General features: G+C 74.2%; 25 protein-coding genes and 1 tRNA gene. 15 read left to right on the top strand and 11 right to left on the bottom strand.

Annotated elements, in window-relative coordinates:
* Positions 1–165 precede the first annotated feature (165 nt).
* Positions 166–669, top strand: coding sequence for a phage holin family protein (locus ACI79U_RS10900; RefSeq protein ID WP_457068172.1), 504 nt, complete (start codon positions 166–168; stop codon positions 667–669).
* Positions 670–673: 4 nt separating this feature from the next.
* Positions 674–1,600 carry an alpha/beta fold hydrolase gene (locus tag ACI79U_RS10895; RefSeq protein WP_457068175.1) on the top strand — a complete coding sequence of 309 codons (927 nt, stop codon included), beginning with the start codon at positions 674–676 and terminating at the stop codon, positions 1,598–1,600.
* A gap of 72 nt (positions 1,601–1,672) precedes the next feature.
* On the opposite strand, the gene ACI79U_RS10890 is transcribed toward ACI79U_RS10895, so the two are convergent.
* The 5 genes from ACI79U_RS10890 to nth are packed head-to-tail and all read right to left on the bottom strand — an operon-like array spanning position 1,673 to position 5,502.
* Complete coding sequence (locus ACI79U_RS10890; protein WP_457068178.1) at positions 1,673–2,854, bottom strand: MarP family serine protease; 1,182 nt, start codon at positions 2,852–2,854, stop codon at positions 1,673–1,675.
* A complete protein-coding gene (locus ACI79U_RS10885; protein WP_457068180.1) occupies positions 2,851–3,333 on the bottom strand; it encodes a plastocyanin/azurin family copper-binding protein in 483 nt (160 codons plus the stop codon). The genes ACI79U_RS10890 and ACI79U_RS10885 overlap by 4 nt, the downstream gene beginning before the upstream one ends.
* Complete coding sequence (locus ACI79U_RS10880) at positions 3,330–4,103, bottom strand: NUDIX hydrolase (RefSeq protein ID WP_457068182.1); 774 nt, start codon at positions 4,101–4,103, stop codon at positions 3,330–3,332. Before ACI79U_RS10880 ends, ACI79U_RS10885 begins: the two co-directional genes overlap by 4 nt.
* A complete protein-coding gene (locus tag ACI79U_RS10875) occupies positions 4,100–4,705 on the bottom strand; it encodes a TlpA family protein disulfide reductase (RefSeq protein ID WP_457068184.1) in 606 nt (201 codons plus the stop codon). The genes ACI79U_RS10880 and ACI79U_RS10875 overlap by 4 nt, the downstream gene beginning before the upstream one ends.
* Positions 4,702–5,502 (bottom strand): endonuclease III, encoded by an 801-nt coding sequence (gene nth, locus ACI79U_RS10870; RefSeq protein WP_457068187.1) that lies wholly within the window; start codon positions 5,500–5,502, stop codon positions 4,702–4,704. Before nth ends, ACI79U_RS10875 begins: the two co-directional genes overlap by 4 nt.
* Before the next feature lie 158 nt (positions 5,503–5,660).
* On the opposite strand from nth, the gene ACI79U_RS10865 reads away from it, so the two are divergent.
* Together ACI79U_RS10865 and ACI79U_RS10860 are read left to right on the top strand one after the other, a co-directional pair.
* A complete protein-coding gene (locus ACI79U_RS10865; protein ID WP_457068190.1) occupies positions 5,661–5,954 on the top strand; it encodes a hypothetical protein in 294 nt (97 codons plus the stop codon).
* 149 nt (positions 5,955–6,103) lie between these two features.
* Positions 6,104–6,778, top strand: coding sequence for a Crp/Fnr family transcriptional regulator (locus ACI79U_RS10860; RefSeq protein WP_457068192.1), 675 nt, complete (start codon positions 6,104–6,106; stop codon positions 6,776–6,778).
* Positions 6,779–6,879: 101 nt separating this feature from the next.
* Here ACI79U_RS10860 and ACI79U_RS10855 read toward each other — a convergent pair whose 3' ends face one another.
* The 3 genes from ACI79U_RS10855 to ACI79U_RS10845 form a co-directional block, all read right to left on the bottom strand.
* A complete protein-coding gene (locus tag ACI79U_RS10855; RefSeq protein WP_457068194.1) occupies positions 6,880–7,686 on the bottom strand; it encodes an NUDIX hydrolase in 807 nt (268 codons plus the stop codon).
* A gap of 186 nt (positions 7,687–7,872) precedes the next feature.
* Positions 7,873–8,340 (bottom strand): RidA family protein, encoded by a 468-nt coding sequence (locus tag ACI79U_RS10850; RefSeq protein WP_457068196.1) that lies wholly within the window; start codon positions 8,338–8,340, stop codon positions 7,873–7,875.
* A 7-nt stretch (positions 8,341–8,347) separates the two neighbouring features.
* The gene (locus tag ACI79U_RS10845; protein ID WP_166521355.1) at positions 8,348–8,518 is read right to left on the bottom strand and encodes a hypothetical protein; all 171 of its coding nucleotides are present in this window, start codon (positions 8,516–8,518) and stop codon (positions 8,348–8,350) included.
* 56 nt (positions 8,519–8,574) lie between these two features.
* Here ACI79U_RS10845 and ACI79U_RS10840 point away from each other — a divergent pair, with 56 nt between their 5' ends.
* From ACI79U_RS10840 to ACI79U_RS10825, 4 genes are all read left to right on the top strand, one after another.
* Positions 8,575–9,567: an ArsA-related P-loop ATPase gene (locus ACI79U_RS10840; RefSeq protein ID WP_457068198.1), complete on the top strand. Its 993-nt coding sequence runs from the start codon at positions 8,575–8,577 to the stop codon at positions 9,565–9,567.
* Entirely contained in the window at positions 9,564–10,772 is a 1,209-nt protein-coding gene (locus tag ACI79U_RS10835) for an ArsA family ATPase (protein WP_457068201.1), read from the top strand. Before ACI79U_RS10840 ends, ACI79U_RS10835 begins: the two co-directional genes overlap by 4 nt.
* A gap of 141 nt (positions 10,773–10,913) precedes the next feature.
* On the top strand, positions 10,914–12,065 hold the full coding sequence (locus ACI79U_RS10830; protein ID WP_457068204.1) for a fatty acid desaturase: 1,152 nt from the start codon (positions 10,914–10,916) through the stop codon (positions 12,063–12,065).
* Between the two features lie 122 nt (positions 12,066–12,187).
* A complete protein-coding gene (locus tag ACI79U_RS10825; protein ID WP_457068206.1) occupies positions 12,188–14,428 on the top strand; it encodes a transglycosylase domain-containing protein in 2,241 nt (746 codons plus the stop codon).
* 61 nt (positions 14,429–14,489) lie between these two features.
* Here ACI79U_RS10825 and ACI79U_RS10820 read toward each other — a convergent pair whose 3' ends face one another.
* Entirely contained in the window at positions 14,490–14,942 is a 453-nt protein-coding gene (locus ACI79U_RS10820; protein WP_457068208.1) for a GatB/YqeY domain-containing protein, read from the bottom strand.
* 68 nt (positions 14,943–15,010) lie between these two features.
* On the opposite strand from ACI79U_RS10820, the gene ACI79U_RS10815 reads away from it, so the two are divergent.
* From ACI79U_RS10815 to ACI79U_RS10795, 5 genes are all read left to right on the top strand, one after another.
* Positions 15,011–15,916 carry a metallophosphoesterase gene (locus tag ACI79U_RS10815; RefSeq protein ID WP_457068210.1) on the top strand — a complete coding sequence of 302 codons (906 nt, stop codon included), beginning with the start codon at positions 15,011–15,013 and terminating at the stop codon, positions 15,914–15,916.
* Between the two features lie 60 nt (positions 15,917–15,976).
* Positions 15,977–16,053, top strand: a tRNA-Pro gene (locus ACI79U_RS10810).
* 103 nt (positions 16,054–16,156) lie between these two features.
* Positions 16,157–17,560 carry a hemolysin family protein gene (locus ACI79U_RS10805; protein WP_457068212.1) on the top strand — a complete coding sequence of 468 codons (1,404 nt, stop codon included), beginning with the start codon at positions 16,157–16,159 and terminating at the stop codon, positions 17,558–17,560.
* Positions 17,557–18,633 carry a hemolysin family protein gene (locus ACI79U_RS10800; RefSeq protein ID WP_457068214.1) on the top strand — a complete coding sequence of 359 codons (1,077 nt, stop codon included), beginning with the start codon at positions 17,557–17,559 and terminating at the stop codon, positions 18,631–18,633. The genes ACI79U_RS10805 and ACI79U_RS10800 overlap by 4 nt, the downstream gene beginning before the upstream one ends.
* Before the next feature lie 4 nt (positions 18,634–18,637).
* Positions 18,638–20,452, top strand: coding sequence for a prolyl oligopeptidase family serine peptidase (locus ACI79U_RS10795; protein WP_457068216.1), 1,815 nt, complete (start codon positions 18,638–18,640; stop codon positions 20,450–20,452).
* A 221-nt stretch (positions 20,453–20,673) separates the two neighbouring features.
* On the opposite strand, the gene ACI79U_RS10790 is transcribed toward ACI79U_RS10795, so the two are convergent.
* Both ACI79U_RS10790 and ACI79U_RS10785 read right to left on the bottom strand, forming a co-directional pair.
* Positions 20,674–21,705, bottom strand: a complete 1,032-nt coding sequence (locus ACI79U_RS10790) for an aspartate-semialdehyde dehydrogenase (RefSeq protein ID WP_457068219.1) — start codon at positions 21,703–21,705, stop codon at positions 20,674–20,676.
* Positions 21,702–22,970: an aspartate kinase gene (locus ACI79U_RS10785; protein WP_457068222.1), complete on the bottom strand. Its 1,269-nt coding sequence runs from the start codon at positions 22,968–22,970 to the stop codon at positions 21,702–21,704. Before ACI79U_RS10785 ends, ACI79U_RS10790 begins: the two co-directional genes overlap by 4 nt.
* A gap of 431 nt (positions 22,971–23,401) precedes the next feature.
* On the opposite strand from ACI79U_RS10785, the gene ACI79U_RS10780 reads away from it, so the two are divergent.
* Both ACI79U_RS10780 and leuA read left to right on the top strand, forming a co-directional pair.
* Positions 23,402–24,046: a helix-turn-helix domain-containing protein gene (locus ACI79U_RS10780; RefSeq protein WP_457068225.1), complete on the top strand. Its 645-nt coding sequence runs from the start codon at positions 23,402–23,404 to the stop codon at positions 24,044–24,046.
* 226 nt (positions 24,047–24,272) lie between these two features.
* Positions 24,273–26,006: a 2-isopropylmalate synthase gene (gene leuA / locus ACI79U_RS10775; RefSeq protein ID WP_457068227.1), complete on the top strand. Its 1,734-nt coding sequence runs from the start codon at positions 24,273–24,275 to the stop codon at positions 26,004–26,006.
* The last annotated feature ends 9 nt before the right edge of the window (positions 26,007–26,015 follow it).

The raw sequence follows: 26,015 nt of genomic DNA, 5'->3' as shown, positions 1-26,015 counted from the left end.
CGCCCGGGAACCCGCACGTCACCGACTGTCCGTGCCGCTGTGACATCGGGTGAGCCCCCTCCTCCCGGGTGACCCCGGACAGCGACGATCGGCCGCATGCGGCACGATCATGCGCAGTCCGATGCGCCGGGAGTCCGCCCGGCGCCGATGAGGGAGGAGCCACCCGTGGCCCACAGTCTGCCGTCGCACCCGCAGTCGGGATCGACCGCCGCCGGCTCCACCGAGCCCTCGGTCGGCACGCTGGCCAAGAGCGCGATGGCCGACGTCTCCACCCTGGTCCGCTCGGAGATCGAGCTGGCCAAGGCCGAGATCGGCGCCTCCGTCAAGCGGGGCGGCGCCGGCGCCGGGGCGTTCGCCGCCGCCGGCGCGATGCTCGCCTTCGCCGGTTTCTTCTTCTTCTTCTTCCTCGCCGAACTGCTCGCCGTCTGGCTCCCCCGCTGGGCGGCGTTCCTCATCGTCTTCGCCCTCCTGGTCCTGCTGGCCGCGGTCGTCGGCCTGGTGGGCTGGCGGCTGGTCAAGAAGATCAAGAAGCCCGAGCGCACCATCGAGACGCTGCAGGACCTGCCCGACGTGATGCGGCGAGAGGCCCCCGGCCAGCGCACGCACGACCTGCCCACCGTCCGCGACGGCCAGGTCGTCCGGCAGGACGCGCACGCCCCCCTGCGCTGACCCGGTGACCCTCCCCGGCGAGGGGCTGCCCGACGCCACCAGCGCACTGCTGCCCGGTCCCTGGTCGCACCGCGACGTCTCCGCCAACGGCGTCCGGCTGCACGCGGCCGAGGCGGGCGAGGGACCGCTGGTGCTGCTGCTGCACGGCTTCCCGGAGTTCTGGTGGGCCTGGCGCTCCCAGCTCACCGGGCTGGCGGCGGCCGGGCTGCGGGTGGTCGCCCCCGACCTGCGGGGCTACGGGGCCAGCGACAAGCCACCGCGCGGCTACGACCTGCCCACCGCGGCGGCCGACGCGGCGGCGGTCATCCGCTCCCTCGGGGAGACCGAGGCCGTGGTCGTCGGCTCGGACTGGGGTGGGCTGGTCGGCTGGACGATGGCCGCCCTGCACCCGCGCACCGTCCGCCGGCTGGTGGTCATCTCCGCCGCCCACCCCCGCCGGCTGCGCGCCGGGATGTCCACCGCCCAGCAGCGCCGCGCGATGGCCTACGCCCTGCGCTTCCAGCTGCCCCGGCTGCCCGAGCAGCGCCTCACCCGCGCCGACGACGACCCGGTCGCCGACCTGATGCGGCGCTGGTCGGGGCCGTCCTGGGTGCACACCAGCGACTTCGCCGAGGCGGTGGAGCGCTACCGCTCCGCGGCCCGCATCCCGCAGGCCGCCTACGGGGCGATGGAGTACTACCGCTGGGCCGGCCGGTCGCAGCTGCGGCCGGACGGGCTGCGGTTCGCCCGGCGGATGGCCGCGCCGATCACCGCGCCGACGCTGCAGCTGCACGGTGCCCAGGACACGCACGTCCTGCCGGCCACCGCGCGCGGATCGGACCGCTACGTGGCCGGCGCCTACCGCTGGCGCGAGCTGCCCGGGGTCGGGCACTTCCCGCACGAGGAGGCCCCGGACGAGGTCACCGCGGCGATCGCCGACTGGGCAAGGTGACGTGCTGGAACGGCCCCTCTGCAGGGTCCCGCCGCGAGCGTGCGAGCGGTGGGGGGCAGCGGGGTCCTTCGACTACTCGCAGGCGCCGGTGCCCACCGCGGTGACCGCGCGCTGCCCCTGCTCGGCCGCCGTCCGGACCTGGTCGTAGGTCAGCGCGTAGCCGGTGTCCGGGTCGTCGATCGCCGAGGCGAAGACCACCCCGAGCACCGAGCCGTCCGGCGCCAGCAGCGGCCCCCCGGAGTTGCCCGCGCGCACCTGCCCGTACAAGGCGTAGACGTCGCGCTCGACGGTGCGCACCGCCCGGAAGTCCGGCCCGCTGATCGGCCCGCGGTCGCGCACCCGCGCCGGGCCGACGTACAGGTCCCCGCCGCCCGGGTAGCCCATGACGATGGCGTCGTCGCCGGTGTCGGCCGGCGCCGGGGTGAACCGCAGCGGCACCTGCGGCAGCCCCGGGACGGCGAGCACCGCGACGTCGGTCTCCTCGTCGACGTAGACCGGGGTGGCCTCGTAGACCTGGCCCTCGGCGCTGACGGTGGGCCGGCTGACCCCGGCCAGCACGTGGGCGTTGGTCATCACCCGCTCGTCGGCGTAGACGAACCCCGACCCGTCGATCTGCCGGGCGCAGGAGCCGGCGATCCCCCGGATCTGCACCACCGACCCGCGCACCTGCGTGACCACCGGGCTGGCCAGCAGCGCCTGGTCCGGGGCGGGGACGTCGCGCGCCTGGGTGGGCGTGAGCGGGTCGAGGACGTCGGGCAGCCCCTGGCGGTCGATCGCGTCGCGCAGTGACTCGTAGAGCGAGCGCACCTGCTCGGGGACCGCGCGGTCGACCGACTGCACCAGGGTCGACTCACGCACCTGCGAGGCCACCCCGGGGAACGGGGAGCTGGCCAGCGGGATGGCGACCATCCACGCCACCAGCAGCACCGCGACGGCCGAGACCACCGCCCCGGCGACCGAGTCGAGCACCTTCACCGGCTCCCAGGTGAGCCGGGTGCGCACCGCGCGGCCCACCACCCCGGCCAGCAGCTGGCCGAGCAGCGCGCCGGCGAGGACGACGACCAGCGCGACGAACACCCGGGTTACCGAGGAGGTGGCCAGCTCGTCGGCGATCGGCCCGGAGAGCTGGGCCCCGAGCACCGCGCCGCCGAAGAAGCCCACGAACGAGGTCGCCGACACGATCAGGCCCTGCCGGAAGCCGGAGAGCGCGAAGACCATCGCCAGGACGATCAGCGCGACGTCGACCAAGCTCACGGAGCGCGCACCGTCATCGTCCCGACCTGGCCGAGCGCGATGTGGAAGCTGCACTCGAAGGGGTAGTCGCCCGGCTCGGTCACCTCGAACTCGATGGTGTCCTCCTCCCCCGGGGAGAGCACCGGGATGGCCGGCTCGATCGGCGCCGGGCCGGTGTCCGGGGTGAAGCGGAAGTTGTGCGTCAGCTGGTCGGCCTCGTTGCGCACGGTCACCCGCACGGTGCCCGGCTCGACGGTGAAGGTGTCCGGCGTGAAGACGTAGTCGTCGCCGGTGGTCAAGGTGATCTCCTGGACGCCGTCGGCCGTGGTGGTCACCGTGCCGACGTCACCGCCGGCGGTGCGGGTGGCCTCCGGCAGCGCGGGCGTCTGGTTGCCGCAGCCGGCCAGGACCAGCCCGAGCAGGGCGAGGACCACCAGCAGCACGGCTGCCGGTCGGCGGGGGCTCCGCCGCGCGCGTGGGCGGGCCTCGGCTGCGCTCATGGTCCCGGGACGGTACGCGGGCCGCCTGTGCGCCCGGCGTCGTCGGCCACCGCCGGCGCGGCGCGGTCGGCCACCCCGGCGTCCAGCGGGTCGCCGACGGCCGGCCGGGCCGGCGCCGGGGGGACGGCGAGCGGCCGGACGTCGCGCTCGTCCCAGGGGCGGGCCAGGCCGGCTGCCTCCAGGACGGCGTCCAGCAGCGCCGCGGTGAACCCCCACACGACCATCCCGGCGACGTCGAAGGCCGGGCCGACGTAGCCGCTCGGGTGGCCCACCCGGAACCGGTTGACCGGATCGGCCAGCTCGGCCAGCGGTACCCGGGCCACCCGGGCCACCTCGTACGGGTCGCCGACCGTCACGTCCCGCGGGTCGTCCCACCAGCCGACCACCGGGACGACCAGGTTGTCCGACGGGCCGAGGAAGAGCGCCGGCAGGGTGGTCAGCACCCGAACCCCGGCCGGGTCGATGCCGGCCTCCTCGTGCGCCTCGCGCAGCGCCGTCGCCACCGGGTAGTCCTCCCCCGGGTCGGCGCCGCCGCCCGGGAAGGCCGGCTGGCCGGCGTGCCGGCGCAGGTGGGCGGCCTTCTCGATGAGCAGCACGTCCGGACCCGCGGGCCCCTCGCCGAACAGCAGGAGCACCGCGGACCGGCGGGCACTGGCCGAGCGGGCGGCGCGGGGGTCGTGCCGGTGCCACAGCGACAGCTCACCGGCCGTCGCGACCAGGCGGCGGACGTGCTCGGGGAGATCGGCCAGCTCATCGGGTGCGACGGTCACAGCTGCACGCCCAGGTGCTCCGCGACCAGCTCCTGGAACTCGGCCAGCGAGTGCACCTGCCCGATCTGCACGTGCGCCACCGAGCCGTCGGCGGCGAGGAACACCGTGTGCGGCAGGCCGCGGAGGCCGAGCGCCGTGGCGACCTCGCCGTCCTCGTCGAAGGCGGTGGGCAGGGTGACCCCGGCGTCGTCGGCGAAGGAGGCGCCCGCGGCGGCGCGGTCCTGGCTGTCGACGCCCAGCACGCGCAGCCGGTCGCCGGCGGTGTCGGCCAGCTCCTGCACCACGGGCAGCTCCTCCCGGCAGGGCGGGCACCAGCTGGCCCACAGGTTGACCACGGTGGGCGTGCCCTGCGCCCGGCCCAGGTCGAGGCGGCCGCCGGTGAAGCAGGCGAGCGACAGCCCGGTCAGCTCGCCGTCCGGCGCCGGCTCGTCGGGCTGCTCGGGGCAGGCCGCCAGGTCGGTCCGCACGTCGGGGGCGGCGCCGGTGGCCGGTGGCTCGGCCGCCCGGGCCGGGTCGTCGGCCGCGTCGGAGGTGCAGCCGGTGAGCACCAGCAGCCCGGCCGCGAGCACCGGCAGGAGGCGGCGGGCCAGCAGGCTGGTCACTCGGTGTCCGAGGCGGCCGGGGTCTTCACCAGCTTCTCCGCCACCTGCGGGTCGACCGGCCCGACGCCGTAGGACGGGCACCACGAGGCGAGGCCGCACGCGCCGCAGGCCGGCTTCTTGGCGTGGCACACGCGCCGGCCGTGGAAGATCACCCGGTGGGAGAAGATCGTCCACTCCTTCTTCGGGATCAGCTCGGCCACCTCGGTCTCGACCTTGACCGGGTCCTCCTCCCCGGTCCAGCCGAACCGGCGCACCAGCCGACCGAAGTGGGTGTCGACGGTGAGCCCGGGCACCCCGAAGGCGTTGCCGAGCACGACGTTGGCGGTCTTGCGGCCGACGCCGGGCAGCGTCACCAGGTCGGCCAGCCGGGCGGGCACCTCGCCGTCGAAGCGCTCGACCAGTGCCTGCCCCAGCCCGAGCACCGAGTTGGCCTTCGCCCGGAAGAACCCGGTGGGCTTCAGGATCTCCTCGAGCTCGGCCCGGTCGGCCCCGGCGTAGGCGGCGGCGGTCGGGTACCGGGCGAAGAGGGTCGGCGTCACCTTGTTCACCGTCTTGTCCGTCGTCTGCGCGGACAGGACGGTGGCGACCAGCAGCTCCAGCGGCGTGCTGAAGTCCAGCTCGCAGTGCGCGTCGGGGTGGATCAGCGCCAGTTCCCGGTTGATCCGCCGGGCCCGCCGGGTGCGGGCCAGCGGGCTCTCCTCGGGGTCGAAGGGCGGGACACCCAGCCGGGCGGCGCGAGCCGGACGGCGGGGTGCGGCGGGCCGGGTGTACGCCGGCGGGGTCACGGGCTCGGACACGCGACCGAGGGTAGGCGTCGGCACCGACAGCGACCGCCGGTCATACTCGATGCTGGTGCACCGCCCGGCATCCGGCCGGGCGCGCGCCCAGACCGCACGACGGACGTCGTGTCCCCACCCGGGCCTCCCCGCCCGGGGACGCCGCCGAGGAGGTGCTCGTGGTCGCCCTCATCGTCATCCTGTTCCCGCCGCTGCTGATCGCGTTCCTGCTGGTCATGGAGCGGGTCGAGGAGCCGCTGCGCCGGCCCACGTCGCCGCGCGAGGTCGAGGCGTTCCTCGACACGGCCACCCCGGGCGAGGTGGGCACCCTGGCCTCCTCGGGCATCCGCCGGGCGATGAGCCGCTGGCGCGCCCGCCGCCGGCGCCGCCCGCGGAACATGACCCCGCCGGCCCAGCCGGCGGTGCTGGACTTCGACAGCACGCACGGCGAGGACGACCGCGACCCCGACTGAGCGGCCGTCCGGGCCCGCGCCGATGGTTCGGCCCCACTCTGAGTGGGCAGGCCGGTGACGGACCGCACGGGTGAGCCTGGCCACAGGGCCTAGACTCTGCGGGAACGCGGGTCGCCATCGCCCCCGCGAGGACGTTGCGAGAGGTGCACGTGGACGAGGTACTTGCCCAGTCCGGGCTCTTCCAGGGGCTGTCGGAGGAGGCCGCCGAGCCGGTGGCCAGCGCGCTGGAGACGGTGCTGCTGCCCCGCGGCCGCGTGGTCTTCAACGAGGGCGAGTCGGGCGACAGCCTCTACGTCGTGCTCTCCGGCAAGATCAAGCTCTCCCGGCGGGCGCCGGACGGCCGCGAGAACGTGCTGGCCGTCATGGGCCCCTCCGACCAGTTCGGTGAGCTGTCGGTCTTCGACCCCGGTCCGCGCACCGCCACCGCCACGGCGGTCACCGACGTGCGGCTGGCCAAGATGCCGAACACGATGCTGCGCCCGTGGATCACCGCGCACCCGGAGATCGGCGAGCAGCTGCTGCGCGTGCTGGCCCGCCGGCTGCGCCGCACCAACGACTCGGTCGCCGACCTCATCTTCACCGACGTGCCCGGCCGGGTGGCCAAGGCGCTGCTGCAGATGGCCGACCGCTTCGGCAGCCGCGAGGGCGAGGGCCTGCGGGTCAAGCACGACCTCACCCAGGAGGAGCTGGCCCAGCTGGTCGGCGCCTCCCGCGAGACGGTGAACAAGGCGCTGGCCGACTTCGTGCACCGCGGCTGGATCCAGCTGCAGGGCAAGTCCGTCGTCGTCCTCGACGAGGAGCGGCTGCGGCGACGCGCGCGCTGAAGAAGGACCCGCCTGCCCCCCACCGCTCGCACGCTCGCGGCGGGACCCTGCAGGCGGGCCGCTGACGTGGGCCCTCACTCGAACCGGAGTGGGGGCCCTCGTCAGTCGCGGGGCGGCCGCACCATCGGGATGCGGGTGCCGTCGGGCAGCACGGCGACCAGGCCGTCGGGCCCGCGCACGAACCTCGGGCTGATCGGCACCACCGGCGCCGGTGGCGACCCGGCCAGGGCGGCCGCCGCGTCGGGGAAGGCGGCCAGCTGGCCCAGGGTGTGCACGGTCGGCGGCAGCATCGGCCGGGTGCCCGCGGTGTGGGCCGCGAGCGCGGCGGCCGGGGTGGACCAGCCCGCCTCGTCCGCCTCGCCGGAGACGTCCCGGGCCTCCTGGCCGACCGGCAGCAGGGCGAGGAAGAACTTGGTGTCGTACCGGCGGCGTTCGGCCGGCGGGGTGATCCAGTGCGCGAACGGGCGCAGCAGGTCCGCCCGCACGGCCAGGCCGCGGGCGGCCAGCAGCTCGGCGAGGGACAGCTCGCGGGCGACCAGCGCCCGCCGCTGGGCCTCCCAGTCCTCGCCGGAGACATCCGGGACGACGCCGCCCCCCTCGGGCGGCCCGGCCAGCAGCACGCCGGCCTCCTCGAAGGTCTCCCGGACGGCGGCGCACACCAGCTCCCGCGCCAGCCGCTCGTCGCAGCCCCAGACCGCGGCCCACTCCGCCGGCGGCGGCCCGACCCAGGCGGTCTCCACGTCCCCGTCCCGCTCGTCGACGCCGCCACCGGGGTAGGCGGTCATCCCCCCGGCGGCGGGCATCCCGCGGGTGCGGCGCAGCAGGTGGACCTCCAGCCCGGCGTCACCGTCCCGCACCAGCAACACCGTCGCGGCCTGCCGCACCGGCACAGGAGCTGAGGAGTTCACGGAACGACCCTACGGACGCCGACGCCTACGGACGCCGACGAAGGAGGCGGTGGCGACGGCACGGGGGCCGGAGGCTCCCTGACGACGACACGGGGACCCGCTCGTCGCAACCGGCACCGGCACCTGATCGCGAGGCGATCCGGAGGAACGCAGTGTCATGGCGGCGCGATCCGGAGGATCGCGATGTCATCGCAGCTCGACGGTGAGTTCCACCTCGACCGGGGCGTTCATCGGCAGCTCGGCGACGCCGACGGCGCTGCGGGCGTGGTGCCCGGCCTCGCCGAAGACCCGGCCGAGGAACTCGCTGGCCCCGTTGACCACCCGCGGCTGGGCGCTGAACCCCTCCGCGCTGGCCACGTAGCCGACCACCCGCACGACCCGGGCGACGTTGTCCAGGCCGACCAGGTCGTCGATCGCGGCGAGCGCGTTGAGCGCGCAGACCTTGGCGTCGGCCGCGGCGTCCTCGACGTCGACCGAGCCGCCCACCTTGCCGGAGCGGCGGAGCCCGCCGTCGACGAAGGGCAGCTGCCCGGAGGTGAAGACCAGTTGACCGGTGCGGACCGCCGGGACGTAGGCGGCGACCGGGGCCGCGACCGGGGGCAGCCGGACGCCCAGCTCGGCCAGCCGGGCGTGCCAGCTCTGCGGGGTGCTCATGCCGGCCTCAGCTCGTCGGGCGCTTGAGGTAGGCGACCAGCTGGTCGCCGCCGCCGGGACCCTGGAGGACGGTGACCAGCTCCCAGCCGTCGACGCCCCAGGAGTCCAGGATCGCCTTCGTGTTGTGGATCAGCAGCGGGATGGTGGCGTACTCCCAGGTACGGCGGGCTTCGCTCATGCCGCGACGCTAGCGCAGCTCCAGCGGGCGGGGACGACCGCTCGTACGCTGATCCGGTGACGCTCGCCCCCCGCTCCGTGCGGTGCCATGTCGTGACCGGCAAGGGCGGCACCGGGAAGACGACGGTCGCCGCCGCGCTCGCCCTGGCACTGGCCGCCGACGGGCACCACGTGCTGCTCGTCGAGACCGAGGGCCGGCAGGGCATCGCCCAGCTGTTCGACACCCCACCGCTGCCCTACGAGGAGCGCCGGGTCGCCGTCGCGCGCGGCGGGGGCGAGGTGAAGGCGCTGGCCATCGACGTCGAGGCGGCGTTCCTGGAGTACCTCGACATGTTCTACAACCTGAAGCGGGCCGGCTACGCGCTGCGCAAGATGGGCGCGATCGACTTCGCCACCGCGATCGCCCCGGGCCTGCGCGACGTGCTGCTCACCGGGAAGATCAAGGAGGCGGTGACCCGCCGGGAGAACGGTCGGCCGGTGTACGACGCCGTCGTCGTCGACGCCCCGCCGACCGGGCGGATCACCCGCTTCCTCAACGTCACCAACGAGGTGGCCGGGCTGGCCCGCTCCGGTCCGATCAAGACCCAGAGCGACGGGGTGATGGCCGTGTTCCGGTCACCGCAGACCGCCGTCCACCTGGTCACGATGCTGGAGGACATGCCGGTGCAGGAGACCGCCGACGCGATCGGCGAGCTGCGCGAGGCCGGGCTGCCGGTGGGTTCGGTGATCGTCAACATGGCCAGCGAGCCGCTGCTGCCACCCGACGCGCTGGCCCGGGCGGCCGACGGCGGGCTGACGGCGGCCGACCTCGCGCCGGCGCTGGCGGCGACGGAGCTCGCCGGCGGCGACCAGCTGGCCGAGGGGCTGGTCGCCGAGGTGGTGGAGCACGCCCGCCGCTGGACGGCGCAGGACGCGCTGCGCGCCGACGTCGCCGCACTCGGCCGGCCCACGGTCGAGCTGCCGCTGTCGGTCGGGCCGATCGACCTGGGCTGCCTGTTCGAGCTGGCCGAGCGCCTGGAGGGGCACCTGACGGCGGAGGCGGCCGCGTGAGCGCCCCGCAGCACCGGGCCCCGGCGATGGACCTGGCCGAGCTGGTCCGCGACCCGGCCACCCGGATCGTGGTCTGCTGCGGCTCCGGCGGGGTGGGCAAGACGACGACGTCGGCGGCGCTGGCCCTGGCGGCGGCGGAGGCCGGCCGGCAGGTCGTCGTCCTCACCATCGACCCGGCCCGCCGGCTGGCCCAGTCCCTCGGCCTGGTGGAGCTGGACAACGAGCCGCGGCTGGTCGAGACGCCGGGGGTCGACGGCGAGCTGCACGCGATGATGCTGGACATGAAGCGGACGTTCGACGACGTGGTGTCCGCGCACTCGACGCCCGAGCGGGCGCGGGTGATCTTCGAGAACCCCTTCTACCAGGCGCTCTCCTCCTCCTTCGCCGGCACGCAGGAGTACATGGCGATGGAGAAGCTGGGGCAGCTGCGGGCCAGCGAGCGCTGGGACCTGGTGATCGTCGACACCCCGCCGTCCCGCTCGGCGCTGGACTTCCTGGACGCCCCGAACCGGATGAGCCGGTTCCTCGACGGCACGATGATCCGGCTGCTCACCGCGCCCGCCCGGGCCGGCGGTCGGGCCGGGGTCCGGCTGTTCGGCGCCGGTTTCAGCCTGTTCAGCCGGATCATCAGCAAGATCCTCGGCGGGCAGCTGCTCAACGACATCTCCGCGTTCGTCTCCGCGCTGGACACGATGTTCGGCGGCTTCCGGGAGCGGGCCACCGCCACCTACGAGCTGCTGCGCCAGCCCGGCACCGCCTTCGTCGTCGTCGCCGCCCCCGAGCCCGATGCGCTCCGGGAGGCCTCCTACTTCGTCGACCGCCTCTCCACCGAGGGGATGCCGCTGGCCGGGCTGGTGCTGAACCGGACGCACCCGCCGGCGACCACCGGGTTGTCGGCCACCCGCGCCGAGGCCGCGGCCGAGGCGGTCGGCGAGGCGGGCGGGCCGGACGCCTCGCTGGCGGCCGGGGCGCTGCGGGTGCACGCCGAGCGGATGGCCCAGGCCACCCGGGAGCAGCGGCTGGCCGACCGGTTCACCAGCGCGCACCCGGAGGTGCCGGTGCGCACCGTCCCCGCCGCGGCCGGCGACGTGCACGACCTGGACGGGCTCCGGGTGATGGCGGCCGCGCTGCTCGCCGACGAGGACGACACCGGTACCGGCACCCCGCGCAGCCGGGTGCTGCCCGTCCGCCGTCCGGCGGCCTGACCACCGCTCTCACGCTCCGGAGCGAACGGCAGACGTACGTAACCCGAACGTGTCGAGCTCGCAACCCGAGCGGCTGGACCCACCCCTCACACTCCGTTACGGCCCGCCGCGACCGATCAGCCGGAGGAGTGAGGCAGCCGCATGACCACAGCCCCAGGGGTGGACGTCCCCGACGCCGACCAGCCGCGGCCGACGCCCCCCGGGATCGGGGTCTTCGGCACGATGACGACGCGGCCCGGCGGCAGCCCGGAGCCCGTCGCGTTCGACATCCCGGTCGACGTCGACATCCCGGTCGACACCAGGGGGCTGTCCGCCGACGACCGGGCGCGGACCAAGGTGATCACCGCGGCGATCCGGCGCCGGTCGCAGGAGCTGCGCCGCGACCACCCGGTGCTGCGCCACCAGGACGCCCTCGGCCTGGCCGCCTTCGGCGTCGCCGTCGCCGGGTTCGTCGGCTCCGGCGCGCTCTACCTGACCGGCGTGCTGCCCTGGTACGTGACCGTGCTGCTGTCCGCGGCCTTCGCCGCGGTCGGCCACGAGGTGGAGCACGACCTGATCCACGCCCTCTACTTCCGCCGCCGCAAGGCCGTGCGATACGCGCTGCTGTTCGGCGTCTGGGCGATCCGCCCGTACACGATCAACCCGGTCTACCGGATCCGCCTGCACCTGCGGCACCACGCGTACTCCGGTCTCCCCGACGACATCGAGGAGGTGTCGATCACCAACGGGAAGCCGTGGGGCCCGGTCCGGCTCTACAGCCTGCTCGACCCGTACGTGCCGGCGTTGATCCGGATCGTCACGACCCGGCCGGAGGACGACGAGGACGCGCTGTGGCGGCGCACCATCCTCAAGGCGAGCATCGGGCTGACCCCGGTGGCGATCACCATCTGGTACGGCTTCCTCGCCCTGCACGTGGCCACCTGGGCCGGAGCCGCCGTCCCAGCCGGGCTGCTGCACGCGCTCACCGTGCTGACCGTCGTCTGGGTGGGACCGAACGTGTGGCGCGGCTTCTGCCTGCACTTCATCAGCAGCAACATGCACTACCAGGGGGACGTCGAGCAGGGGAACGTGCTGCAGCAGACCCAGGTGTTCGACAAGTGGTACCTGGTGCCGTTCCAGGTGTTCTGCCTGAACTTCGGCAGCACCCACCCGATCCACCACTTCTACGTGGCCGACCCCTTCTACGTGCGGCAGCTGATGGAGCGCGACATCCACCCGGTGCTGGCCGCCAACGGCGTCCGGTTCAACGACATGGGCACGTTCGCCCGGGCCAACCGCTACCACTCCGCCTGACCCGCCCGCCCGACCCCCGCCCGACCGGCTCGACCGGCGACGCGCGGACGCCACGCCCGGCGTCCGCGCGTCGCCGGTCGAGGCCCCCGCGGACACGCCACGGACAGGTACCTTGGCCTGCGATGTCGAACTCCGCGCGTCTCCGTCTCGGTGCCCTCGCCAAGCTGGCTGCGACCGTCGTCGTGGCCGGTGCCCTGGTCGCCGCCATGCTGCTGCCCTGGGTCGGTGGACCCGGGCTGGTCGCCCGCAACTCGGCGAGCCTGCTCGACGCCCTGCCGGTCGAGCTCACCGACAAGACGCCGAACGGCAACACCACGGTGCTCGCCGCCGACGGCCAGGTGATCACCCAGTTCTACGAGCACAACCGGACGCCGGTCGCCGCCGACCAGATCTCCGACGTGATGAAGCAGGCGCTGGTCGACATCGAGGACTCGCGCTTCTACGACCACCGCGGTCTGGACGTCGAGGGCACCACCCGTGCCCTGATGAAGAACCTGGCCGCCGGCGAGGTGCTCGAGGGCGGGTCGACGCTCACCCAGCAGCTGGTGAAGCAGACCCTGGTCGAGACGGCGAAGACCCAGGAGGAGCGGGACGCCGCCCTCGACGAGACGGTGGGGCGCAAGCTCCGCGAGGCGCGGCTGGCCCTCGCCCTGGAGGAGGAGTACTCCAAGGACGAGATCCTCACCCGCTACCTGAACATCGCGTACTTCGGGAGCGGGGCGTACGGCATCCAGGCCGCGGCGCAGAAGTACTTCAGCATGGACGCCGTCGACCTGCAGCTGCCGCAGGCCGCCGTGCTCGCCGGTCTGGTGCAGACCCCGCGGAACAACCCGATCGACTACCCGGAGCTCGCCCAGCAGCGCCGCGACCAGGTGCTGAACCGGATGCACCAGCTCGGTCACATCACCGACCAGGAGCTGGCCGACGTGACGGCCTCGCCGATCCCGGTCGCCGAGGGCGGCAACGCACCCAACGGCTGCGCCTACGCCAGCGTCGGCGGGTTCTTCTGCGACTACCTCTACGGCTACCTGACCGGCACGCTCGGGCTGTCCCCCAGCGAGATCAACAACGGCGGCTGGACCATCCAGACCACCCTGCGCCCGGACATGCAGGTGGCCGGTGACCAGGCCGTGCTGGGCACCGTGGGCCTCACCGACGAGCTGATCGGCGTCTACGACGCGATCGAGCCGGGCACCGGGCACGTGCTGGCGATGAGCGTGAACCGCACGTTCGGGTGCGGTGACCCGGCCGCCGGCTGCGAGTCGGTCAACTTCGCGGTGACCCCCAGCAAGGGCTCCGGGTCGACGTTCAAGACCTTCGTGGCCGCCGCGGCGCTGGAGAAGGGGCTGCCGGCCAGCCACACCATCACCGCGAGCGAGCCCTACACCTCCCGCGTCTTCACGACCTACAACGACGAGGGCCGGAAGGTCCCGTACTCGGTCGGCAACGTGGGCAACAACTACCCCCGCACGATGACCATGACCCAGGCGCTGTACGCGTCCTCCAACACCTACTTCCTGGCGCTGGAGGACGCCCTGGGCAGCGTCGAGCCGGCGGTGCGGATGGCGCAGCGGCTGGGCATGGGCTTCGACGCGCCGAACCAGAAGCCCGCCGAGGAGTGGATCGAGGGCAACCTGGCGTCCTTCCCGTACAGCCCGGAGCCGGTCAGCCCGCTGGACCTGGCCAACTCCTACGCGACCCTGGCAGCCGGCGGGGTGAAGTGCGAGCCGACGCCGGTGCTGTCCATCACCGACCGCAACGGCGAGCCGCTGACCGATGAGGACGGCGAGCCGGTGGTCCGGGGCGAGCAGTGCGAGCAGGTGCTGGAGCCCGGCATCGCGAACACGCTGAACCAGATGCTGCGCAAGGACGTCGAGCCGGGCAACCGGCTGCAGACCGGCCGCAACGCCTACATCGCCGGCCACCAGATCGCCGGCAAGACCGGCACGGTCAACAACAACGACTCGGTGACCTTCGTCGGCTACACGCCGGAGTACACCGCCAGCGTCATGGTGTTCCGCCCGCTGGGCATCGACAGCGTCGGCGGGTACGGCGGTGGCAAGCCGGCCACCATCTGGCGCCAGGCGATGGAGCCGATCCTGAGCGGCCAGGAGACCGCGGCGTTCCCGCCGGCCGATCCGAAGTTCGCCGGACGCGGCGTGGACGCGGCGCCGATCGGCCCTCGGACGTCGTCCTCGAACGACGACGATGACGACCGGACCCCGCGGAACCGGAGCCAGCGGACCACCGGTGGCGGCGCTCCCTCGTCCCCGAGCAGCTCCCCCGCGCCGCCGCCGGAGACCTCGGAGCCGGCGCCCCCGGCCGAGGCGCCGGCGCCCACCGACGGCGAACCGACGGACTGAGGAAGGACCCCGTCCTCCCCACCCTTCGCAGGCTCAGGGCGGGCCCCGGGACGGGGCCGGGTCAGCCCAGCTGGCGGCGGACCTCGGCGGCGACCCGGCCGCCCTCGGCGCGCCCGGCGACCGCGCCCTGGACCGCACCCATCACCCGGCCCATGTCCTTCATCCCCGCCGCCCCGGTCCGGGTGATCACGTCGGCCACCAGCGCGGTCAGGTCGGCGTCCTCGAGCTGGGCGGGCAGGTAGGCGGCGACGACGCCCTCCTCGGCCCGCTCGCGCTCGGCCTGCTCGGCCCGCCCGGCGCCGGCGAAGGCCTCGGCGGCCTCCCGGCGCTTCTTCGCCTCCCGGCGCAGCACGGCCTGCACCTCGTCGTCGGACAGCTCGCGGGCCTCCTTGCCGGACACCTCCTCGGCCGAGACGGCGGCCAGCACCATCCGCAGCGTCGCGGTGCGCAGCTCGTCGCGGCCCTTCATCGCGGTGGTCAGGTCGGTGCGCAGTCGTTCCTTCAGCTCAGCCACGGTGCCGAGCCTGCCACCCGGGCCACCGCGGCTGCGACGGAGTTCCCCCCGCGCCCTAGTCTCGGGGGATGCGCGCGATCACCGCCGTCCCCACCGCCGTGCTCGCCACCGGGGCGGCCACCGTTGCCTACGCGGGCCTGATCGAGCGCACCCACTGGACGCTGCGCCGCTTCGACGTCCCGGTGCTGCCCCCGGGCTCCGCCCCGCTGCGGGTCCTCCAGCTCTCCGACCTGCACATGACGGCGGGCCAGCACAGCAAGCAGGAGTGGGTCGCCGGGCTGGCCGGGCTGCAGCCCGACCTGGTGATCACCACCGGCGACAACCTGGCCGGGATGGACGCCGTCCCGCCGACGCTGCGCGCCCTCGACCCGCTGATGGACCTCCCCGGCGCGTTCGTGCTCGCCAGCAACGACTACTACGCCCCCCGGCCGAAGAACCCGCTGAAGTACTTCAAGACGAATCACAAGCGGGTGCACGGCGACGAGCTGCCCTGGCGCGAGCTGCGCGACGGGATGACCGGGCGCGGCTGGCTGGACCTCACCAACGCCACCGGGTCGCTGACCGTCGGGGGCACCCGGATCGCCTTCGCCGGCGTGGACGACCCGCACCTGCAGCTGGACCGGTACGACGACGTCGCCGGCGCGGCGGACCGAACCGCCGACGTCCGGATCGGGCTGGTGCACTCCCCCGAGCCGCGGGTGCTCGACCGGTTCGCCGCCGACGGCTACGACCTGCTGCTGTGCGGGCACACCCACGGCGGCCAGCTCCGGGTGCCGTTCTACGGCGCCCTGGTCACCAACTGCGGCATCGACCGGGAGCACGTGCGCTGGCTGCACCGCTGGACCGAGCCGACCCCGGAGCACCCGACCGGCACCTGGCTGCACGTCTCCGCGGGCCTGGGCACCAGCCCCTACGCGCCGGTCCGCTTCGCCTGCCCCCCGGAAGCCACCCTGCTCACCCTCACCGCCCGCTGAGCGACCCCGCAGGGGGCCGCAGAGCGGGATCGGGCATCGGCTACAGTTGTCGACGCACCACGGGGTGTGGCGCAGCTTGGTAGCGCGCGTCGTTCGGGACGACGAGGCCGCAGGTTCAAATCCTGTCACCCCGACCAGCCACTCAGGGACCGCCGATCCGGCGGTCCCTGAGTGCGTTCGGGGCGCAGGTCACTCCCCCGCACCGTTTCCGCCCGTCGGCGCGCGGGCACCCGCAGCAGGGTGACCGAATGGCTGCTCCTGCTGGCAGCCGTGCTGCTGACCGCGCTCACCGGGTTCTTCGTCGCGGCCGAGTTCTCCCTCACCACCGTCGACCGCGGCAAGGCCGAGGAGGCCGCGGCGGCCGGCGTGACGGGCGCCGCGGGTGTCGTGACGGCCCTGCGGGGCCTGTCCACCCAGCTGTCGGCGGCCCAGCTGGGCATCACGCTGACCACGCTGGTGGTCGGCTTCCTCGCCGAGCCGGCCCTGGGTGGGCTGATCGAGCCGGTGCTCGAGGCCCTCGGGCTGCCCGGGAGCACCACCACCCCGATCGCGATCGCGCTGGCCATCTTCCTGGCCACCTTCCTGCAGATGATCATCGGCGAGCTGGGGCCGAAGAACCTGGCGATCGCCCGGCCGCTGCCGACCGCCTCGGTGGTCGCGCCCGGCATGCGGCTGTTCACCACGGTGGCCGGCCCGGTGGTGCGCACCCTCCAGAGCCTGGCCAACGCGATCGTGCGCCGGCTGGGGTTCGAGCCCCGCGAGGGGCTCGACGACACCCGCGACGCCCAGGGCCTGGCCGCGGTCGCCCGGCGCTCGGCCGAGGAGGGCGACCTCTCCCCCGTCGCCGCCCGGCTGCTGGCCCGCTCCCTCGGGCTGCGGGAGAAGTTCGCCACCGACGTCATGACCCCGCGCACCCGGCTGTGGACGCTGAGCTCGGCGGCGACCGCGGCCGACGTCATCGACGCTGCCGTCCGGTCGGGCAACTCCCGCTTCCCGGTCTACGGCGCCGACCTCGACGAGGTCACCGGGGTGGTGCACGTCAAGCACGCGGTGTCCGTCCCCGACGAGGAGCGGCTCCAGCGCACCGCCGGGGAGCTGGCCCAGCCGGTGCTCGCCGTCCCGTCGTCGCTGCGGCTGGACCCGCTGCTGGACCTGCTGCGCGAGCAGGGGCTGCAGCTGGCCCTGGTCGTCGACGAGTGGGGCGCCACGCACGGCATCGTGACGCTGGAGGACATCGTCGAGGAGCTGGTCGGGGAGATCACCGACGAGACCGACCGGCCGCTGCGCCAGCTGCGCCGTGAGTCGCCCGACTGGCTGGTCTCCGGCCTGCTGCGCCCGGACGAGCTGCGCGAGCGCACCGGCATCGCGGTGCCGGAGGGCCGGTACGAGACCGTCGCCGGGTTCGTCGTGGAGCGCCTGGCCCACCTCCCCGAGGAGGGCGAGTCGGTGGAGATCGAGGGCTGGCGGCTCACCGTCGACGAGGTCGAGGGACGGCGCATCGCCCGGCTGCGGGCCACGCCCACCCCCGCCCGGGACGACGAGGGCGCCGCCGGCACCCGACCCGCGGACACCCGCCCCGCCGACACCCCGCAGCCGACCGGCGCCACCGCCGTCCGCCCCGACCGAGAGGTGGCCCCGGCATGAGCGACTGGCTGAGCCTGCTGATCCTCCTCGCCCTCCTGCTGGGCAACGCCTTCTTCGTCGCCGCCGAGTTCGCGCTCGTCTCCGCCCGCGCCGACCAGATCGAGCCGCGCGCGGAGGCCGGGTCGGTGCGCGCGCAGAAGACGCTGGCCGCGATGCGCAACGTCAGCCAGATGATGGCCGGGGCCCAGCTGGGCATCACGCTGTGCTCGCTGGGTCTGGGCGCGATCGGGGAGCCCGCCGTCGCGCACCTGATCGAGGCGCCGCTGGAGGCCGCCGGCGTGCCGGGGGCTCTGCTGCACCCGATCGCGCTGGTGCTCGCCCTGTCGCTGGTCACCGTGCTGCACATGGTGCTGGGCGAGATGGTGCCGAAGAACATCACCATCGCCGGGCCGGACCGGGCGGCGATCGCCCTCGGCCCGCCGCTGGCCGTGCTCGTGCGGGTGCTCAAGCCCTTCATCTGGTTCTTCAACACCGTCGCCAACGGCTTCGTGCGGCTGTTCGGGGTCACCCCCACCGACGAGGTCTCGGCCAGCTTCGACGCCGGTGAGATCCGCTCGATGATCACCCAGTCGCGGCGGGAGGGGCTGCTGGGCATCGAGGTCAGCGAGCTGGCCGCCGGCGCGCTGACCTTCGAGCAGAACGACACCCGGTCGGTCCTGCTCCCCCTGGACGACCTGATCACCGTGCCGCGGGAGACCACCCCGCGGCAGCTGGAGTCGGTGGTGGCCGAGCACGGCTTCTCCCGCTACCCGATGCGCCGGCCGGACGGCGCGCTGGCCGGCTACGTGCACGTCAAGGACGTGCTGGACGCCGGGCCGTCGCACCGGGACCAGCCGGTGCCCGACAGTGCGGTCAAGGACTTCGTGGAGCTGTCCGCCGACGAACCGCTGCCCGAGGTGCTGCAGGCGATGCGCCGCAGCGGTGCGCACCTGGGCCGGGTCGTCGACGGCGGCCGGACGCTCGGCGTGGTGATGCTGGAGGACGTGCTCGAGCAGCTGATCGGGGACGTCCGCGACGCCGGCGTCGACCGGGCGGCCGCCGGGCAGGTCGCCGCCGGCGCAGGGGGAAGATGACCCGGTGACCGCCGAGCCGAACGCCGCACCCCCCGCCTCCGTGGCCCCCGCCCTGCCGCCGGAGGTCACCGCCCGCTGGCAGGCCCGGTTCCGCGCACCGCGGATCAGCCTCCCGGACTGGGCCGAGGACGCCCCGCACCGCAACGTCTACGCCTCCGACGTCAGCGGCGTCGTCGAGCAGTACGCCTGGGACCGGGAGACCGACGCCCACCGGCAGGTCACCGACCGGCCCAACGGCACGTCGGCGGCCACGATCAGCCCCGACGGCGAGCGGATCTGGTGGTTCGCCGACACCGACGGCGACGAGTTCGGCGTGTGGCGCGCCCAGCCCTTCGCCGGTGGCGCGGACGAGGTGGCGGTCCCCGAGGTCGGCCCGGCCTACCCCGCGGGCCTGGAGATCGGCCGCACCGTGGTCGCCATCGGCCGCTCGACCGACGACGGCAGCGAGCTGTGGATCGCGCCGTCCGGCGGCTCGCCCGCGGTCTTCTACACCTCACCGGACCCCGCCTCGGTCGACGCGCTGTCCCGCGACGACGCGCTGCTCGTCTACTCGCACTCCGAGCACGGCGACCCGCGCTACCCCGCGCTGCGGGTGCTGCGCACCGGCGACCTGTCGGTGGTCAGCGACAAGTGGGACGGCGAGGGCCGCGGGCTGCACGCGCTGAGCTTCTCCCCCGTCGCCGGTGACCAGCGCCTGCTGGTCGGGCACGAGCGGCGCGGGCGCGAGGAGCTGCTGATCTGGGACGTCGCCGCCGACGCCGAGACCGAGCTCGAGCTGGACCTGCCCGGTGACGTCACCGCCGGCTGGTACCCCGACGGCTCGGCGCTGCTGGTCGGCCACGACCACGCCGCACGCAGCGAGCTGTACCGCTACGACCTGGGGACCGGCTCCCTCACCCAGCTGGAGACCCCGCAGGGCGTCGTCCGGGGCGCCACCGTGCGCCCCGACGGCACGGTGGAACTGGCCTGGTCCTCCGCGGCGCACCCCCCGGTGATCCGCCGCGCCGACGGGCCCGTGGTGCTGGCCGCGCCGGGCGACGAGCCGCCGGCGGCCTACCCGGTGGAGGACCGCTGGGTGCCCGGGCCGGGCGGCGACGTGCACGCGCTGCTGGTCCGCCCGGCCGGGGAGGGGCCGTTCGCCGCGGCGTTCCTGGTGCACGGTGGGCCGGAGGCCCAGGACGACGACTCCTACCGCGCGCGGCGGGCGGCGTACGTCGACGCCGGCTACGCGGTGGTGCACGTCAACTACCGCGGTTCGACCGGCTACGGCAGCCAGTGGCGCGACGCCCTCACCGGCCGGCCCGGGCTCACCGAGCTGGAGGACGTCGCCGCCGTCTACGACGCCCTCGTCGCCGAGGGGGTCGTCGACCCGGCCCGCGCGGTGCTGACCGGTGGCTCATGGGGCGGGTTCCTCACCCTGCTCGGGCTGGGCACCCAGCCGGAGCGGTGGGCGGCCGGGATCGCCGAGGTGCCGGTCGCGGACTACCTGGCCGCCTACGAGGACGAGATGGAGGGGCTGCGCGCCTACGACCGCGCGCTGTTCGGCGGGTCACCGGAGGAGGTGCGCGACGTCTACGTGCGGTCCTCGCCGATCACCTACGTCGACGACGTCACCGCGCCGGTGCTGGTGGTCGCCGGGGCGAACGACCCGCGCTGCCCGATCCGGCAGATCGACAACTACGTCGACGCCCTGGCCGCGAAGGGCAAGGCGCACGAGGTGTACCGCTTCGACGCCGGCCACGGCTCCCTGGTCATCGAGGAGACCATCCGCCAGGTCGAGGTCGCCCTCGCCTTCGCCCTGAAGCACGTGAAGCCGTAAGGCGGTCACGCCGTAGCAGCGACCACCCAACGGGTACGGACCGCGGCACCGTAGCGAAGCTGCTGGTGCCTGCCCGGCGCGGGGCCGGAGGCTCCCGCCGGGCGGGCACCGCGTGCCGCAGCCGCTGCTCGTCGCGGCGGCCGGAGGCTGCCCGACGAGCAGCGGCGAAACGGCTCAACGCAGCCGGGGCACGCCCCCTGGCCGCGGTGTGACCCGGAGGGTCACCGTGAACCAGCGATCAACTCCGCGATCTGGACGGTGTTGAGCGCCGCGCCCTTGCGCAGGTTGTCGTTGCTGACGAACAGCGCCAGGCCGCGGTCGCCGTCCTGCCGGATCCGGCCCACGTAGCTGGGGTCGTTGCCGGCGGCCTGCAGCGGCGTGGGGACGTCGACCAGCTGCACGCCCGGCGCGGTCGACAGCAGTTCGGTCGCCCGGGCCACGGTGAGCTCGCGCTCGAACTCGATGTTCAGTGACAGCGAGTGCCCGGTGAACACCGGCACCCGCACGCAGGTGCCGGAGACCCGCAGCTCGGGGATGCCGAGGATCTTGCGGCTCTCGTTGCGGAGCTTCTGCTCCTCGTCGGTCTCGAAGGAGCCGTCGTCGACGACCGAGCCGGCCATCGGCAGCACGTTGAACGCGATCGGCGCGACGTAGACGGCCGGTGCCGGGAACGCCGCGGCCGATCCGTCGTAGGCGAGCGCGTCGGCCTTGTCGGCGACGGCGAGTGCCTGCCCGTGCAGCTCGCGGACGCCGGCGACGCCGGAGCCGGAGACGGCCTGGTAGGTGCTGGCCACGATCCGGGTCAGACCGGCCTCGTCGTGCAGCGGCTTGAGCACCGGCATCGCGGCCATCGTGGTGCAGTTCGGGTTGGCGATGATCCGGCCCTCGGCGGCCAGCGCGATGTCCCCGGGGTTGACCTCGCTGCAGACCAGCGGGATCGCCGGGTCGCGGCGGAACGCGGAGCTGTTGTCGATCACCGTGACGCCGGCCGCGGCGAACCGCGGGGCCTGGGCCCGCGAGGTCGTGGCGCCGGCGGAGAACAGCGCGACGTCCAGCCCGGTCGGGTCGGCGGTGGCGGCGTCCTCGACGACGATCTCGCCGTCGCCCCAGGGCAGCGTGCTGCCGGCCGATCGAGCGGAGGCGAAGAAGCGGATCGACGCCAGCGGGAAGTTCCGCTCCGCCAGGATCGAGCGCATCGCCACGCCGACCTGACCGGTCGCGCCGACGATCCCCAGGTGCAGCGGGCGGCTCATCGTCCGGTACCTCCGTAGACCACTGCCTCGGCCTGGTCCGAGCCGAGGTCGAACGCGTCGTGCACCGCGCGGACGGCGAGGTCGACGTCGGTGTCGCGGCAGACCACGGAGATGCGGATCTCCGAGGTGCTGATCAGCTCGAGGTTGACCCCGGCGTCGGCGAGCGCGCCGAAGAACTTCGCCGAGACGCCCGGGTGCGAGCGCATGCCGGCGCCGACCAGGGAGACCTTGCCGATGTGCTGGTCGAAGCTGACGTCGGTGTAGCCGACGGTGTGCTTGACCCGCTCCAGCGCGGCCAGCGCGGTGGGGCCGTCGCTCACCGGCAGGGTGAAGGAGATGTCGGTCAGCTTGCTGGCCTGGGCGGAGACGTTCTGCACGATCATGTCGATGTTGACCTCGGCGTCGGCCAGCACGCGGAAGATCTGCGCTGCCTCACCCGGGCGGTCCGGCACCCCGGAGACGGTGATCTTGCCCTCGCTCCGGTCGTGCGCGACGCCGGTGATGATCGCCTGTTCCACGGTGAGGTCCTCCATCGAGCCGGCCACGATCGTGCCGGGGAGCTGTGAGTAGGAGCTGCGGACGTGCACCGGGATGCCGTACCGGCGGGCGTACTCGACGCAGCGGAGCATGAGCACCTTGGCCCCGGAGGCGGCCAGCTCGAGCATCTCCTCGTAGGTGATGGTCTCCAGCCGCCGGGCGTTGGGGACGATCCGCGGGTCGGCGGTGAAGACGCCGTCGACGTCGGTGTAGATCTCGCAGACGTCGGCGTCCAGCGCCGCCGCGACCGCGACGGCGGTGGTGTCGGAACCACCGCGGCCCAGGGTCGTGACGTCCTTGGTGTCCTGGCTGACGCCCTGGAAGCCGGCGACGATGACGATCGAGCCGTCGTCGAGGGCGTCGCGCAGACGCCCGGGGGTGACGTCGATGATCCGGGCCTTGCCGTGGCTGGAGGTGGTGATGACCCCCGCCTGCGACCCGGTGAACGACCGCGCCTCGTAGCCGTGCGTGGAGATCGCGATCGCCAGCAGCGCCATCGAGATCCGCTCGCCGGCGGTGAGCAGCATGTCCAGCTCACGGCCCGGTGGGTTCTCGGTGATCTGGCTGGCCTGGTCCAGCAGTTCGTCGGTCGTGTCGCCCATGGCGGACACCACCACGACGACGTCGTCGCCGTTCTTCTTCGCCTCGACGATCCGCTCCGCGACGCGCTTGACGCGCTCGGCGTTCGCGACGGAGGAGCCTCCGTACTTCTGCACGACCAGGGCCACGGCGCAAGGCTACCGGCGCGCCGCACCGTCCCCGCGCCCGCACGGGCACCGGACGCCCTGCCGTGGTAGCCCGCCGCAAGCATTCCGGCGCGCGCCGTCACCCGCCGCACGGTCTCGCCGCCCGCCGATCGTGGGCACGACATGTTGCGGACGACGGCGCCCCCGAGCACCCAACCGCCAGATCGTCCTCCCCGCAGCCCCCCGGTCGTCCGTTCCCGGAAGCCCCCGGGTCGTCCGTTCCCGGAAGCCTCCGGGTCGTCCGTTCCCGGAAGCTCGTGCACTGACGTCTGGAGCGACTCACGGCACGACCACCGCCGGACCGACCTGCCGAGCCCATCGAGCTCTGACATCCCCGGCGACTCAGCGCACGACTGTCCACAGATCACCTCGGTGACCCCCACCCGCCCGGTCGCTGCGGCACCACGCGCGGGGTGGACGACGACCAGCCGGCTGCGGGGCTGCTGCGCCGGCTGCGCCGCGAGGCGGACCTGTCGCAACGGGAACTCGCCGAGGCGACCGGGTTGACCCAGGCGCGCATCGCCCGCGTCGAGACCGGCCGGTCGGACCTGGGCGTGGGTGAACTGGTCCGCATCGCCGCACTCGCGGGAGCCCGGGTCGCGCTGCTGCACGCGGACGGATCCGAACTCCCGCCGATGACCGGCGACGCGGCCACCGACCGGGCCGGGCGCCGGTTCCCCGCACACCTCGACCTCCGGCACGGCGACGAGCGCTGGTGGGCCGACGAGGTCCGGTACACCCGGCGCCGGCCGGAGTTCACCTTCGACCTCGACCGCTCGGTGCGCGACCGGGGGCGCGCGACACGGGGCACCGCCCCCGACCACCCGGTGCCGTACGCCGGGGACTCACTCGCCGAGCGGGCCGCGGAACGGCGCCGGGCAGCGGCCCGCGCGGCCGCGACGGAGCGGGAGCGCCGGCTGGCGGAGGGGTGGCGCCCGCGCCCCCTCCCCGAGCCGCTCTGCACCTGCCCGCCGGGCTGCGACGACCTGCTGGTCGCCGACGACCCGGCCGCCGGCGACCACGTCGGGGACTGCCCGTGCCGGTGCGATCTCGCCTGACCGGCGTCCACGGGGCGGGACCGAGCGCCCGGCGCGACTGCCCGGGACGGACGCCGCTGCTACGGTGGTCCCGTGCGCGGCAGCCTCCTCCTTACCCGCCGCGGCGAGGCCCTCTCCTAGGTCGGCCCCCTCGCCGCGGTGTTCGCGCGTACCCGGCGCCTGCTGACCGCCCCCCGGAGCTGTTGCGCCATCCGCGCACGCCAGCCCGCGCACGAGGAGACCTCCGATGAGCGAGTCCCACCCGCACGCCCGCAACCCCCAGCGCCCCTCCGGGATGCCGATCGGCAAGTACGCGCCGTTCACCCCGGTGCCGCTGCCGGACCGCACCTGGCCCGAGACGGTCACCACCGAGGCGCCGCGCTGGTGCGCGGTCGACCTGCGCGACGGCAACCAGGCCCTGATCGACCCGATGAGCCCCGAGCGCAAGCGGCGGATGTTCGAGCTGCTGGTCCGGATGGGCTACAAGGAGATCGAGGTCGGCTTCCCGGCGGCCAGCCAGACCGACTTCGACTTCATCCGCCAGCTGATCGAGGACGACGCCGTACCCGACGACGTCACCATCCAGGTGCTCACGCAGGCGCGCGACGAGCTGATCGAGCGGACGTTCGACTCCCTGCGCGGCGCACGCCAGGCGATCGTCCACCTGTACAACTCCACCTCCACCCTGCAGCGGCGGGTCGTCTTCAACTCCGACCGGGCCGGGATCACCGACATCGCCGTCCACGGCGCGCGGCTCGTGCGCAAGCTGGCCGAGCAGGCCGGTGACACCGAGATCCGGTTCGAGTACTCCCCCGAGTCCTTCACCGGCACCGAGCTGGAGTTCGCGGTCGAGGTCTGCAACGCGGTCACCGACGTGTGGGAGCCGACCGCCGACCAGCCGGCCATCCTCAACCTGCCGGCGACGGTGGAGATGGCCGAACCGACCGTCTACGCCGACCAGATCGAGTGGATGCACCGCAACCTGGGCCGCCGGGACGCCGTCGTGCTGTCCCTCCACCCGCACAACGACCGGGGCACCGCCGTCGCCGCCGCCGAGCTGGGCTACCGGGCCGGCGCCGACCGCATCGAGGGCTGCCTGTTCGGCAACGGGGAGCGCACCGGCAACGTCGACCTGGTGACCCTGGGGCTGAACCTGTTCAGCCAGGGCATCGACCCGCAGATCGACTTCTCCGACATCGACGAGATCCGCCGCACCGTCGAGTACTGCAACCAGCTGGGCGTGCACGAGCGGCACCCCTACGGCGGCGACCTGGTCTACACCGCCTTCTCCGGCTCCCACCAGGACGCGATCAACAAGGGCTTCACGGCGCTGGCCGCCGACGCCGCGGCCGCCGGGAAGACCGTCGACGAGATCCCGTGGGCGGTCCCGTACCTGCCGATCGACCCCAAGGACGTCGGCCGCAGCTACGAGGCGGTCATCCGGGTGAACAGCCAGTCGGGCAAGGGCGGCGTCGCCTACATCATGAAGACCGAGAACCAGCTGGACCTGCCGCGGCGGCTGCAGATCGAGTTCAGCGCCGTGGTCCAGCGGCACACCGACGACGAGGGCGGCGAGGTCACCGCCGCCCAGATGTGGACGGCGTTCAGCAGCGAGTACCTGCCCGACGCCGACGCGCCCTGGGGCCGGTTCGCCCTCTCCGGGCACGAGCACACCGCGTCGGGGAGCGGCCCGGACGTGATCCGGGTCGACCTGGTCGACAACGGGGTGCCGGTCACCCTGGAGGGCCGGGGCAACGGCCCGATCGCCGCGTTCGTGGCCGCGCTGCGCACCGTGGACGTCGACGTCCGGGTGCTCGACTACGCCGAGCACGCCCTCTCCGCCGGGGGCGACGCCCGCGCCGCCTCCTACGTCGAGTGCGCCGTGGGCGAGCGGGTGCTGTGGGGTGTGGGCATCGACGCCAACATCGTCACCGCCTCGCTGCGGGCGATCGTCTCCGCGGTCAACCGCGCCCAGCGCTGACCGCCGGCC

The sequence above is a fragment of the Modestobacter sp. SYSU DS0904 genome (assembly GCF_054051115.1).
This window is presented reverse-complemented; position numbering and strand designations above follow the sequence as displayed.

What these genes read in the sequence shown, in the direction of transcription:
- ACI79U_RS10885 (WP_457068180.1), bottom strand. Translation starts at nt 3,333, where the DNA reads ATGAGCGCAGCCGAGGCCCGCCCACGCGCGCGGCGGAGCCCCCGCCGA.
- ACI79U_RS10850 (WP_457068196.1), bottom strand. Translation starts at nt 8,340, where the DNA reads ATGAGCACCCCGCAGAGCTGGCACGCCCGGCTGGCCGAGCTGGGCGTC.
- ACI79U_RS10845 (WP_166521355.1), bottom strand. Translation starts at nt 8,518, where the DNA reads ATGAGCGAAGCCCGCCGTACCTGGGAGTACGCCACCATCCCGCTGCTG.
- ACI79U_RS10830 (WP_457068204.1), top strand. Translation starts at nt 10,914, where the DNA reads ATGACCACAGCCCCAGGGGTGGACGTCCCCGACGCCGACCAGCCGCGG.
- ACI79U_RS10825 (WP_457068206.1), top strand. Translation starts at nt 12,188, where the DNA reads ATGTCGAACTCCGCGCGTCTCCGTCTCGGTGCCCTCGCCAAGCTGGCT.
- ACI79U_RS10815 (WP_457068210.1), top strand. Translation starts at nt 15,011, where the DNA reads ATGCGCGCGATCACCGCCGTCCCCACCGCCGTGCTCGCCACCGGGGCG.
- ACI79U_RS10800 (WP_457068214.1), top strand. Translation starts at nt 17,557, where the DNA reads ATGAGCGACTGGCTGAGCCTGCTGATCCTCCTCGCCCTCCTGCTGGGC.
- ACI79U_RS10790 (WP_457068219.1), bottom strand. Translation starts at nt 21,705, where the DNA reads ATGAGCCGCCCGCTGCACCTGGGGATCGTCGGCGCGACCGGTCAGGTC.
- leuA (WP_457068227.1), top strand. Translation starts at nt 24,273, where the DNA reads ATGAGCGAGTCCCACCCGCACGCCCGCAACCCCCAGCGCCCCTCCGGG.